The sequence below is a fragment of the Pseudomonas sp. GW821-FHT07G06 genome, from assembly GCF_058986625.1.
This window is the reverse complement of record NZ_JBYSVW010000010.1, coordinates 64,194-76,561: the sequence shown is the minus strand read 5'-3', so window position 1 is coordinate 76,561 and position 12,368 is coordinate 64,194. Positions and strand designations below refer to the sequence as shown.

11 protein-coding genes are annotated in these 12,368 nt (G+C 58.8%); 1 reads left to right on the top strand and 10 read right to left on the bottom strand.

Annotated features, from left to right (window positions below; translation table 11 throughout):
• Positions 1 to 394 precede the first annotated feature (394 nt).
• The 10 genes from AC3WJW_RS18040 to AC3WJW_RS17995 all read right to left on the bottom strand — a co-directional run bounded on the left by AC3WJW_RS18040 (position 395) and on the right by AC3WJW_RS17995 (position 10,101).
• Positions 395 to 2,488, bottom strand: coding sequence for an LTA synthase family protein (locus AC3WJW_RS18040; RefSeq protein WP_493726865.1), 2,094 nt, complete (start codon positions 2,486 to 2,488; stop codon positions 395 to 397).
• A gap of 337 nt (positions 2,489 to 2,825) precedes the next feature.
• Complete coding sequence (locus tag AC3WJW_RS18035) at positions 2,826 to 3,431, bottom strand: START domain-containing protein (RefSeq protein WP_493726864.1); 606 nt, start codon at positions 3,429 to 3,431, stop codon at positions 2,826 to 2,828.
• 41 nt (positions 3,432 to 3,472) lie between these two features.
• The gene (locus AC3WJW_RS18030; RefSeq protein WP_007973695.1) at positions 3,473 to 3,727 is read right to left on the bottom strand and encodes a YkgJ family cysteine cluster protein; all 255 of its coding nucleotides are present in this window, start codon (positions 3,725 to 3,727) and stop codon (positions 3,473 to 3,475) included.
• Between the two features lie 166 nt (positions 3,728 to 3,893).
• Positions 3,894 to 4,376 carry a translation initiation factor 2 gene (locus tag AC3WJW_RS18025; RefSeq protein WP_493726863.1) on the bottom strand — a complete coding sequence of 161 codons (483 nt, stop codon included), beginning with the start codon at positions 4,374 to 4,376 and terminating at the stop codon, positions 3,894 to 3,896.
• Positions 4,377 to 4,456: 80 nt separating this feature from the next.
• The gene (locus AC3WJW_RS18020) at positions 4,457 to 5,896 is read right to left on the bottom strand and encodes an aminotransferase-like domain-containing protein (RefSeq protein ID WP_007973699.1); all 1,440 of its coding nucleotides are present in this window, start codon (positions 5,894 to 5,896) and stop codon (positions 4,457 to 4,459) included.
• Between the two features lie 327 nt (positions 5,897 to 6,223).
• Positions 6,224 to 7,030, bottom strand: coding sequence for an OmpA family protein (locus tag AC3WJW_RS18015; RefSeq protein ID WP_104448991.1), 807 nt, complete (start codon positions 7,028 to 7,030; stop codon positions 6,224 to 6,226).
• The gene (locus AC3WJW_RS18010; RefSeq protein WP_493726862.1) at positions 7,027 to 7,383 is read right to left on the bottom strand and encodes a DUF4398 domain-containing protein; all 357 of its coding nucleotides are present in this window, start codon (positions 7,381 to 7,383) and stop codon (positions 7,027 to 7,029) included. Before AC3WJW_RS18010 ends, AC3WJW_RS18015 begins: the two co-directional genes overlap by 4 nt.
• A 9-nt stretch (positions 7,384 to 7,392) precedes the next feature.
• Entirely contained in the window at positions 7,393 to 8,229 is an 837-nt protein-coding gene (locus AC3WJW_RS18005) for a substrate-binding periplasmic protein (RefSeq protein ID WP_493726861.1), read from the bottom strand.
• A gap of 192 nt (positions 8,230 to 8,421) precedes the next feature.
• Positions 8,422 to 9,351 (bottom strand): electron transfer flavoprotein subunit alpha/FixB family protein, encoded by a 930-nt coding sequence (locus AC3WJW_RS18000; protein ID WP_056727194.1) that lies wholly within the window; start codon positions 9,349 to 9,351, stop codon positions 8,422 to 8,424.
• Positions 9,352 to 10,101, bottom strand: coding sequence for an electron transfer flavoprotein subunit beta/FixA family protein (locus tag AC3WJW_RS17995; protein ID WP_015093946.1), 750 nt, complete (start codon positions 10,099 to 10,101; stop codon positions 9,352 to 9,354). It abuts the gene before it with no gap.
• A 548-nt stretch (positions 10,102 to 10,649) separates the two neighbouring features.
• Between AC3WJW_RS17995 and AC3WJW_RS17990 the strand changes: the two genes are divergently transcribed.
• Positions 10,650 to 12,314 carry an electron transfer flavoprotein-ubiquinone oxidoreductase gene (locus AC3WJW_RS17990; RefSeq protein ID WP_493726860.1) on the top strand — a complete coding sequence of 555 codons (1,665 nt, stop codon included), beginning with the start codon at positions 10,650 to 10,652 and terminating at the stop codon, positions 12,312 to 12,314.
• The last annotated feature ends 54 nt before the right edge of the window (positions 12,315 to 12,368 follow it).

The window sequence follows — 12,368 nt, the reverse complement described above, 5'->3', positions numbered from 1 at the left end:
TTTTTTGGTTCTTCACGGAATCCCGGGGGAACGCAGATAGCGAATTATCTGTAGGAGCTGCCGGAGGCTGCGATCTTTTGATCTTGCTTTTGCGATCTGGAGATTGCTGAAGATCAAGATCAAAAGATCGCAGCCTTCGGCAGCTCCTACAGGGAAACGCGTGCACCACCAAACAACGAGGTCGAGCGTTAGGTCGAGAGGCCGAACGTCAGGGGCAAGAGCCCTTGGTTGATTGGGGTCGGGCGGCGTTCCGCTTTTTCAAGTGACCCGTCGTAAAGGCGGAACCAAAAGTGGCCGTCATCGCCAGCAAGCTGGCACCTACAGTTTCCCGGAATTACGTGATGAACCAAAAAAAAGAGGCCCTCGAAGGGCCTCTTTTCTATTGCGTCACAACTTAGTCCGGCTTGCCGTCAACGACACCTGCAGTGTTGTCCAGCAAGCTCTTGGTCGCTGTTTGCAGGAACGCTTCGAGCTTGAGTTTCAACTCGGCGGTACGCGGCGCATCAGCAATGATTTCGGCGCGAGGCTTGGCACCCAATTCATACTGATACAACTTAGGCGCCATGTCCTTGTCCTTCGGCAGGACCAGAATCTGGTCGGCGGTGAGGATGGCCGTGGTCTGCTCGCTGCCCGACGGCTTGATCACACCAATTCCCGCATCGCCCTCCGGCAGGTCGAGCAGGTCGCGTCCCCAGCACTGATGGCGCACTTCACCACCGATGCGGCCCATGATGGTCGGCACGATGTCGATCTGGGTGCCCACGGTGTGGTCACGCTGACCGAACTTTTCCTGGATGCCCGGCGCGATCATCAGCATCGGCACGTTGAAGCGACCCAGGTCCATCTCGGTGATCTGCTGTTCGTTACCAAAACCGTGGTCACCGACGATGACAAACAGGGTTTCCTTGAAGTACGGCTCCTTGCGGGCCTTTTCAAAGAACTGGCCCAGTGCCCAGTCCGAGTAACGCATGGCGGTCAGGTGTTCGTTCAGGTTGCCACGATCGGTTACGCGCTCGACCGGCAATGGCGTCGGCAAGGCGTAAGGCGTGTGGTTGGACAGGGTTTGCAGCAAGGCATAGAACGGTTTGCCGTTTTCCCGTGCCTTGAGCTCGACCAGGCCACGGTCGAACATGTCCTGGTCGGACACGCCCCAGGTCGGATCAGAGAACACCGGGTTCACAAAATCGTTACGACCGATGAAGTTGGTCATGCCCTGGTTGCTGAAGAAACCCGACTGGTTGTCCCAGGCGAAATCGCCGTTGTAGACATACACGTCGTCGAAGTCACGGGCACTGAGCAACTGCGGCAGACCAGACAGCTTGTGGCTGCCTTCCGGGGTCTGCATCAGGTATTCGAAGCCCGGCAGGTTCGGGAAGCAGGCCATGGTGGCGAACATACCCTGGTGGGTATGGGTGCCGTTGGAGAAGAAACGGTCGAACAGCAAGCCTTCCTTTGACAGTTTGTCGAGGTACGGCGTGATGTTGCCCGGCCCGCCCAGCGCTCCCACCGAGTGACCGGCCATGCTTTCCATCAGGATCACAACAACGTTCTTGATCGGCAGGGTCTTGTCGGCCGGCGGGGTGTAATCGCGACGTACCGCTGCAGTATCGGCATCCACCAGTTTGTCGGCTGGTACCACCAGCATGTCACGCACCACTTGCTGGGCTTGTGGCTGAGGCAGGGTCGCCTTCCAGATATTGTCGCGATCCTCGGACATCCGGCTCTTGGCGGCGGCGACCAGAGAAAGAGTACCGTTGAGACCCAACTGGTTGGCGAAGTTGGAATCTGTGGTGTAGACATCACCCCAGCGCATCGGCGGGCCTTGACGCAAGGTGCCACGGGCCGCGACGACGCAGATCAGCAGGCAAACCACGAACACGCCAATGCGTGCATACCACGGCGCAACCTGGCGAGTGCCGATGCTGCCGCCACTGAACGGGCCACGAGGGCGGGTCGCACGGTCGGCGCCCTTGAACGCCAGGCTCAGGATCCAGGTGCCCACGGCCCATGCCAGCAGGTAGCGGACCACGGGGAAACCGTACCAGAGCATGCTCATCACGGTTTTCGGATCTTCCTTGACGTACTGGAAGACCAGGCCGTTGAGGCGCTGGTGGAACTCACGATAGAAGTCCATCTCCATCAGGCCCAGGAACAGCGCAATGCTGGAGACGACTGTCAGCCAGAGACGGAACAGCCCGCGTGCGGCCATGGCCCGGGCACTGAACAATGCCAGCAGCAACGGAATACTGAGATAGACCACCAGGCGCAGGTCGAAACGCAGACCGTTGGCGAAGGCCTCGAGGAAGGTCGAAGCCGGTGTATCGAGGATCATCGAGCGGTTGTAGACCAGCAGCGCGACGCGCAGCAGGCTGAACATGACCATCATGACCAGGGCACACAACAGCGTGTAGGCCAGATGCGATTTGACGGTCGGTTGCAGCAGGCGACTAGAGGCTCGCTGCTGATTCAGGGCGTCCGGGATTGCCATGTCGTTTTAGGACCCATTGGAAGTTGAAGTTTCAAAAATACAGCTGCGCCTTGCCCTCTTTTTGGCCAGTACCAGGCCCCGGGGATTGCGCGGTGCGCAAATGTTGCACGATCAACGGCTGTATTGCCATTGATAACTACCCTCATCCCGACTGTTTCATCCTGCATGCAGGAATACGCTGCGGGTTGCGGGAGAGCCGGCGAATTGTCTTGGAGACGTGGTGAAAATTTCGTGCAACGCATATCCAGAAACAAATTAAAGCGCCCTGCCCGGTCAAAAACGCAAACGCCCCGAACCGGTCGGGGCGCTGCGAAGTCAACTTGAAAGCACCACGCCGTTACTTCTCGGCGCGCTCCTTGAGGGCTTTCAAGGTATTGAACGGGGCATCCACCACGAACTTGTTGGCCACCATCGACGGCACGCTGCCGCCCGGTTCGGTGTGCACCTGATAGGTCACTTCGATCTGGTCGCCCTTGGGTACGAACTTCCAGAAACCGTCGACTTTGGCGACCCGGACGAAGCCTTTTTCTTCAGGAAGGTATTTCGGTACGCCTTCGAGCTTGCGGGTCAGGCTGCCATCGGCACCTTCGGTGGTGGTGATGTGCAGCACCGAATCACGCGGAGTAACCGGCCATGGGGTGTTGAACTGAGTGTAGGTCCAGCTCTGGTCACCTTCGTGCTTGAGCAGCTTCTGGGTTTTGCATTCGTGAATCCAGGCGCAGGCTCCAGACACGTCATCCTGCAACGCACGCAGCTTGGCGATGGTGGTTTTCATCAGCGTGACGCCCTGGTAGGCCTTGTAATCGGACCCGGCCACTTCACTCAGGGAGACCTTGATACCGTCTTCGTTTTTCGCGATTTTCCAGTCTTCGGCCTGGGCCGTCGAGGTAGCCAACACAACCGTCAAACCACACAGCACAGCCATACGATGCAGCGAACCCATAGTCTTATTCCTTATTGTTGAAGTTCCGTTCGTTCGACACATCACGCCGCCGTCATTTGCTCCCACCAGCCAATCAGCCGGATGGCTTCTTCGCTGCTGCTTCCGCACACCTCGGGGTCGGCCTCGAAGGCAGAACACACCGCCGGCCGTTCCGGTTGGCCGAAAATATTGCACAGGTTATCGGCGGAAAGTTGCAGGCAACGCTGCCCCGCGGCCTTGCCGTTAGGCATACCGGGGATCGGTGAACTGATGGACGGGGCAATGCAACAAGCGCCACAGCCCTCACGGCATTTCATGACGACAAGCTCCTCGCGACGAGCAATGTGTAAAAGGACGGGACACAGAGTACCCGCTAAAACAGTTGTTTTAAATTACCTGCGAGCGGGTTTTTCCACGCAAACGGGCATGACCGACCAGTCTCCGACAAAGCGTCTGTTCTGCGGCTCGCGGATCTTGTTGGCGTTACTGCTTGAACTCGAAATCCAGTGCCGCGCCTTCGACCTCGCGGCGCTCTTCATTGCGCAGTTGCAGCTGCATTTCATTGCTGAGCAGACGGCCGTTGAGCTGGAACGGGCTGCTGCCGCTTTTGTCACCGAACATCTGGGGTAACAGCGGTTCGCGCTTGGACAACGGCACTGTTCCGACCGGCTTGAGCTCCTGAACCATATCCTTGGGCAAGCTCAGGTCGAGCTTCGCGGATGGAAGCTCGGTCTTTACCACTTCGCTGGCCGGTTTCGATTTGGAAGCAATGGGTGGGCGTTTTTTCGCGGGCGTCGCCGGTTTCCTGGCCGGCGAGGCTTTTTTTGCGGGTGCGGTATCTATCGGTGCGACGTGGAAACTGCCGGTGGCCTGCTGATCCTGCTCGGTGGCCGCAACGACGGATACCGGCTGAATACTCGCAATCAGGCAGAGCAAAAGCCAGGCGGCAGGAAAAATCGGTTTCATGTATCCAACGGTGGGTGCAAACGGCAGAGGTGCATATGCTCGCCTGTTGCAGCCCACAAGACAAGCGCAGTAGCAGACTGTTACAAACCGCCAGCCATCTCCTGGCAGAGTTGGGTGGCCAGCATGCCCAGGGTCATCAACGCACGCTCGGCTTCACGATTCCAGGGCGTGCCGCAATTGAGGCGGATGCAGTGATTGAATTGCTCGGTATTACTGAAGATCAGTCCGGGCGCAATACTGATACCCTGCTGCAATGCCCGCACGTGCAACTCTTGGGTGTTGACCCGCCCCGGCAGACTGACCCACAGAATGAAGCCACCGGTAGGCCGGGTCATCTGCGTGCCTTCCGGGAAATACTGCTGCACGGCCAGCTGGAAGGCACTGAGGTTCTTGCGGTACTCCTGACGGATGAAGCGCAAATGCCGGTCGTACCCGCCATTTTCCAGGTAAGCGGCAATGCCCATCTGGGTCACGCTGCACGCTGAATGCGTGCTGAAGGTCTGCAAGCGCTGGATTTCCTGCTGATACTTGCCGGCAATCATCCAGCCGATCCGCACCCCGGGCGACAGGGTTTTCGAGAAGCTCGAGCAATAGATCACCCGGTCCAGCCGGTCATAGGCCTTGAGGGATTTGGTGCGCCCCTGCTCGAACATCAGCTCACCGTAGATATCGTCTTCGACAATCTGGATATCGAAGTCCGACGCCAGGCGCAGCAATTGTTTCTGCCGTTCTTCAGGCATGGTGCCGCCCAGCGGGTTACTCAGCCGGGTGGTCAGCACCAACGCCTTGATCGACCATTGGTTGGCTGCCAGTTGCAGGGCTTCCAGGCTCATGCCCGTGGCCGGATCGCTAGGGATCTCGATGACCTTGAGGCCCAACAGATCGGCCAGTTGCAGCAACCCGTAATAGGTCGGCGACTCGGCTGCAATCAGATCGCCCGGGCGGGTCAGCACGCGCAAGGACATCTGCAGCGCATCGACGCAGCCGTGGGTGATCACCACTTCCGACGGATCGACCACCACGCCGGCATCGCGCATGCGGATCGCCACCTGCCGGCGCAACGGCTCGAAACCGGGGCTGAACATGTAACTGAAGGCCCGCGGGCTATGGAAACGAGTGACTTTGGCCAATTGCTGATGCAGCGCCCGCACTGGTAAATAGTCGACACTCGGCACCGCAGCGCCCAGCGGGAAGACACCTTCACGACGGGATTCGACCAGCACTTGTTGGATGATACTGCTACGGGTGACCAGGCCGGGGCGCTCGACCCGGGCAATGTCCGGCGTCGGCGCCGTGAGTGCCGGCGTCTGGTGCACGTAGTAACCCGACTGCGGCCGGGCACGGATCAGCCCCTGATCTTCGAGATTGGCATACGCCTGCAACACCGTCGCATGACTGACATTGAGCTGCGAGCTCATCTTGCGCACCGAAGGCACGCGCTCTCCCGGCTGATAGACCCCGCGGCGGATGTCTTCGGCCAGTTGTTGAGCAATACGTTGATAGAGCAAAAGATTGGTCATGACGCAGCACTCGATTTCACGGGCATTTTATTCTTGTGTGAAACAATACCGGAACAGTTTAGAAGTGTACGGGGACAGTTACCACAATAGTCGACCGTACAGTGCAGTGTCAGCAAAATCTGTACTGTTTTGTGCGGTAATCGGCAGGCATAAAAAAACCCGGCGCTGCTTGGCAGGCCGGGTTGTAGGAGCTTGTAGGAGCTGTCGAGTGAAACGAGGCTGCGATCTTTTCGAGTTCACTTGAGTATCAAGAGCAAGATCAAAAGATCGCAGCCTCGTTTCACTCGACAGCTCCTACAAGGTGCATAGCGTTACCCTGGAGCAGCTTTAGCGGGCGGCGCCGAGCTGGCCGTTTTCGTCGGAAAACACGATTTCCACCCGACGGTTCTGCGCACGCCCCCGTTCCGACGCATTCGCGTCCACGGGATACTCGTCGCCATAACCTTCGACCTGAATGCGCTTGTCGTCGATGCCCAGGTCCATCAGCACGTCAGCCACCGATTGTGCGCGGTCGCGAGACAGCTTGAGGTTTTCCTGCTTGCCCCCGGTACTGTCCGTGTAGCCTTCGATCCGCACCACACGCTTGGGGTTGAGTTGCAGGAACTGCACGATCTTCAACACCACGCGGTTGGCCGAAGGTTTCAATTCCGCTTCGCCGGTGTCGAACAGCATGTCGCCCAACGTCATCACCAGACCGCGATCGGTCTGGGAGGTGGTCAATGCCAGGATCTGCTCTTCGAGCCATTTACCTTGCTGCTGCACACTGAACAGTTTGGATTCACGCAATGCCAGTTGCAGGCGCTGCCGTTCCAGTTCGAGTTTTGCCGCTTGCTCTTCGTTGAGCGCCTGATTGGTGTGTTCCCGGGCAATGGCGCTATAGCGCTGGCTCAGGTAGGCGTAGTGCACCACATCCGAACCACTGCCCCAATAGCTGGACAGGCGGTCGGCACGGGCCAGGGACTCACCGGCGCGGATCACGTCCTTGGGGGCGATTCGCAGCACATTGGAGTCTTCCTTGACCTTCTGAAAGTCGGTTCCGGCCTGCTGCAACGCGGTCTCGCTGTGCTGGCTGACGCAACCAGACAGGCTGGCGGCCAGGATCAAACCGCCAAGGGTTTTGCGCTTGAGGCTCATTGAGCATCTCCCAGTTGCTTTTGCAGACGGGCGATGCGGGTGTTGAGCACGCTCAATTGTTCCTCGCTCTTGGCCGTCAGCACCTTGGCCTCAGCCAGGCGCGCATCCAGTTCGGCCTGTTCGGCGCGCATGCGCGCATTCTTGAACGATTGATCAGTCATGTTGCCCTTGGCGCGGTTGTACTTGTCCTCGGCCAGTTTCATTTCCGGCACATCGTCGGCGGTCGCACCTACGGCCTTGGCCTGTTCGAGTGCCTGTTCGGTCAAGCGCATTTGTTCATTCGGCGCCGGATCGGTTGCACAACCGGCCAGGGCGAGAATGGCCACGGCAGCGAAAAGAGGTCGAATACTCACTAAATATCCCTACTGTTTTGGGGTACTGACGGGTTGTTGCGAGGGTTGCTGCGGTTGTGAGCGTTGTGCCTTCCAACGCTCGATATTGCGCAGCAGAACGGCCTCCGTCAGTCCGGACGCGGGCAATTCTGTCATCTTTTTGGCCAACTGTCCGCGCAACCACGGATCGTTGCAGGCCGAGTTGTGGGAAATCGCCAGGAACAGGCCAGGCTTGTCGACCGGTTGCGAACGTGCGATCAGATCACCGGCCATGCCCAGCGTCTGTGCAGTCGCCATGCCCGAGTAACGTCCGGCCAGGACAAATTCGACTTCACCCAACAACAGTTTCTGAAAGGCCAGGGTCAGATTGGACGTGCGCGCGAGGGTTAATTGCTGTGCGGCAAAAGTGCTGAATTGCGGGGTCAGTCGAGCCTTTTCCGACACGGCACCCGGATGGCCGTGCAGATCGAGTGCTTGGTTGTAGACCAGTGTCGAATCCTTGCGCGTCCAGACCAGGTAGTCGTTTTCCAGCAAGGGTGGATGGATGTAATCCAGGGTTTCCAGCTCGCTGACGGTCAACGTCGCGTCCGCCAGCATGTCCATGCGTCCGCTGCGCACTTCGTCCAGGGCCTGGGCGCGTTTGCCGGCATACAGCAATTCGACCTTGAGCCCCAACTCCCCCGCCACTTGCTGCAGCAAATCGGCACTGGCACCGATCAGGTGCTTGGGATTCTGCGGGTCTTGCCATAGGTACGGCGGCGCGTCGGGGCTGCCGCTCACCACCAGGCGTTCGCATTTACCTGCGGCGAAAGACAGCGCCGGCAACAGCGTCAATCCTAGCAAGCTCCACACAAGGCGCAGTTCCATGGCTTCACACTCCACTCATACCCGGTTATGCCTCCTGTAGGAGCGAGCTCGCTCGCGATGGACGTCAATGCGCCGCGTTTTTCCAGAATGAACGCGTCATCGTTAACGCCCATCGCGAGCAGGCTCGCTCCTACAGAGAGCAAAAAAAAGCCCGACCAAAAGGCCGGGCTCTTTATAAGTGAAGCAGCCGGTTTAGACCAGCTTCTCCAGCTCAGGGATGGCTTCGAACAGGTCCGCCACCAGGCCGTAATCGGCCACCTGGAAGATCGGCGCTTCTTCGTCCTTGTTGATCGCAACGATCACTTTGGAGTCTTTCATGCCGGCCAGGTGCTGGATCGCGCCGGAGATACCGACGGCGATGTACAGCTGTGGAGCAACGATCTTGCCGGTCTGACCGACCTGCATGTCGTTCGGAACAAAACCTGCGTCGACCGCGGCGCGCGAAGCACCCACGGCAGCGCCCAGCTTGTCGGCCAGGGCGTACAGGTGTTTGAAGTTGTCGCCGTTCTGCATGCCACGACCGCCGGAAACGACGATCTTGGCAGCGGTCAGTTCCGGACGATCGGACTTGGCCAGCTCTTCGCCGACGAAGCTGGAGATGCCAGCGTCGTGGGCAGCAGCAACCGCTTCAACAGCAGCCGAACCACCTTCAGCTGCAACCGGGTCGAAACCGGTGGCACGCACGGTGATCACTTTCACTGCAGCGTTCGATTGCACGGTGGCAATGGCGTTACCGGCGTAGATCGGGCGCTTGAAGGTGTCGGCGCTTTCTACCGAGATGATCTCGGAGATCTGGTCAACGTCCAGGGCAGCGGCAACACGCGGCAGGATGTTTTTGCCGTTGGAAGTGGCGGCAGCCAGGATGTGGCTGTAGCCCTTGCCCAATTCAGCAACCAGAGGAGCGACGTTTTCCGGCAGTTGGTGAGCGTAGGCAGCGTTATCGGCTACCAGCACTTTAGCCACGCCAGCGACTTTCGCAGCGGCTTCAGCCACGGCGCCAGCGCCCTGGCCTGCAACCAGAACGTGGATGTCACCACCAATCTTGGCGGCGGCAGCAACGGTGTTCAGCGTGGCCGGGGCCAGCACTTTGTTGTCGTGTTCAGCAATAACCAAGATAGTCATTTAGATTACCTTCGCTTCGTTTTTCAGTTTCTCGACCAGTTCAGCCACCGACTTGACCTTGATACCCGCGCTGCGTGCAGCTGGCGCTTCGACTTTCAGGGTCTTGTTGGTGGAGGCGGTGGAAACGCCCAAAGCGTCCGGAGTCAGCACTTCGAGAGGCTTCTTCTTGGCTTTCATGATGTTTGGCAGAGACGCGTAGCGCGGCTCGTTCAAACGCAGGTCGGTGGTGACGATGGCCGGCAGTTTCAGGGAAACTGTCTGCGCGCCGCCGTCGATTTCGCGAGTCACGGCAACGCTGTCGCCGCTGATTTCGACTTTCGAAGCGAACGTGCCCTGACCGTAGCCGCTCAATGCAGCGAGCATCTGGCCAGTCTGGTTGTTGTCGCTGTCGATGGCTTGTTTGCCAAGGATCACCAGCTGAGGCTGTTCCTTGTCGACAACAGCCTTCAGCAGCTTGGCAACGGCCAGGGAAGTCAGGTCTTCGGCGGACTCGACGAGGATGGCGCGGTCGGCACCCAGAGCCAGCGCGGTGCGCAGTTGCTCTTGAGCGGTGGACGGGCCGACGGAGACGACGACGATTTCAGTCGCAACACCTTTTTCTTTCAGGCGTACGGCTTCTTCCACGGCGATCTCGCAGAACGGGTTCATCGACATCTTGACGTTGGCAAGATCGACGCCGGAATTGTCCGCCTTGACGCGAACCTTGACGTTGTAATCCACAACGCGTTTGACAGCTACAAGAACCTTCATGGATTCCTCGTTACTCTCCGGTGAAAAGAAAGTCGCCTAGGCGAACCTGGCGGTTGATGCTCATCGGGCGCAAGGGCACCTCCAAAAACGCCGGCAAAGGTGTCAAGTGACCATCGCTCATGACCTGGATGACCGTTCGTCAGTGGTGACTGACGAGTCATTCAACATCGCGGCGTGTAAACTGCGCATCAAACCCGCGCAGCGCATCACTCTCTACTGCCATCGCCCTGTCTTTAGAGGTGCTCTTGAAACCAACTGCCAGCCTACGGCGAGCGCAAAACCGCCCGTATCTTGACCGGAACGCCTATTCCGGTCAATACGCCAAAATGGCCGTTCATAAGGCGCGTGACTTTGATTTCTCTGGCTTTGAGCCAATTCAAACAAACGTTTGTATTGGACGCTGAGAGTGGTGTAGATATAATGCGCCACCCAAAGAGAAAGGTGGTCAATCGATTGTCCGCTTTCGGCGTTGCGCCGGAATTCATGGATGCGACACCCAACCTCCAAATTAGAAAAAAAACTGTTGAGCCTTGAGTAGGAGATAACCTGTGGAACGCGAATACATGGAATTCGACGTCGTCATCGTCGGTGCCGGCCCCGCTGGTCTTTCCGCCGCCTGCCGCTTGAAGCAGAAGGCCGCCGAAGCCGGTAAGGAAATCAGCGTCTGCGTGGTCGAAAAAGGCTCCGAAGTCGGTGCTCACATCCTGTCTGGTGCCGTGTTCGAACCACGCGCCCTGAACGAACTGTTCCCGGACTGGAAAGAACTCGGCGCGCCGCTGAACACCCCCGTCACCCGTGACGACATCTTCGTGCTGAAGAACGCTGAAAGCGCGCAGAAAGTTCCAGACTTCTTTGTGCCCAAGACCATGCACAACGAAGGCAACTACATCATCTCCCTGGGCAACCTGTGCCGCTGGCTGGCCCAGCAGGCCGAGAACCTGGGCGTGGAAATCTACCCGGGCTTCGCCGCTCAGGAAGCGCTGATCGACGAGAACGGCGTAGTTCGCGGGATCATCACCGGCGACCTGGGCGTTGACCGCGAAGGCAACCCGAAAGAAGGCCTGTACACCCCGGGCATGGAACTGCGTGGCAAGTACACGCTGTTCGCCGAAGGTTGCCGTGGCCACATCGGCAAGCAACTGATCAAGCGCTTCAACCTCGACAGCGATGCCGATGCCCAGCACTACGGCATCGGCCTGAAGGAAATCTGGGAAGTCGACCCGGCCAAGCATCAACCAGGCCTGGTGGTGCACACCGCCGGTTGGCCGCTGGACATCATGGGCACCGAGAACACCGGTGGCTCGTTCCTCTATCACCTGGAAAACAACCAGGTCGTCGTCGGCCTGATCGTCGACCTGTCCTACAGCAACACCTACCTGTCGCCGTTCGACGAGTTCCAGCGTCTCAAGCATCACCCAGTGCTTGCTCAGTACCTGGAAGGCGGCAAGCGCATCAGCTACGGCGCTCGCGCCATCTGCAAAGGCGGCCTGAACTCGCTGCCGAAGATGGTCTTCAAGGGCGGCGCGCTGATCGGTTGCGACCTCGGCACCCTGAACTTCGCCAAGATCAAGGGCAGCCACACCGCGATGAAGTCCGGCATGCTCGCCGCAGAATCGGTGGCTGACGCACTGTTCGCCGAGAAGGACGGCAGCGAAGAACTGACCACCTACGTCGACGCGTTCAAGAAGAGCTGGCTCTACGACGAACTGTTCGCCAGCCGCAACTTCGGCCCGGCGATCCACAAGTTCGGCGCCATTGTCGGTGGCGGTTTCAACTGGCTCGACCAGAACATCTTCGGCGGCAAACTGCCGTTCACCCTGCACGACACCAAGCCGGATTACGCGTGCCTGAAACTGGCGGCCGACTGCAAGAAGATCGACTACCCGAAACCGGACGGCAAGATCAGCTTCGACAAACTGAGCTCGGTGTTCATCTCCGGTACCAACCACGAAGAAGAGCAGCCGTGCCACCTGAAGCTGGCCGATCCGAGCATCCCGATCAGCAAGAACCTGCCGCTTTACGATGAGCCGGCACAGCGTTACTGCCCGGCCGGCGTGTATGAAGTGATCACCAAAGAAGACGGCGAGAAGCGCTTCCAAATCAACGCCCAGAACTGCGTTCACTGCAAGACCTGCGACATCAAGGACCCTGCACAGAACATCACCTGGGTAACGCCGGAAGGCGCTGGCGGCCCGACTTACCCGAACATGTAAGCCGACCGCTGAACATCAAGGCTCCCGAAATGGGGGCCTTTTTGTTGCCTGGCA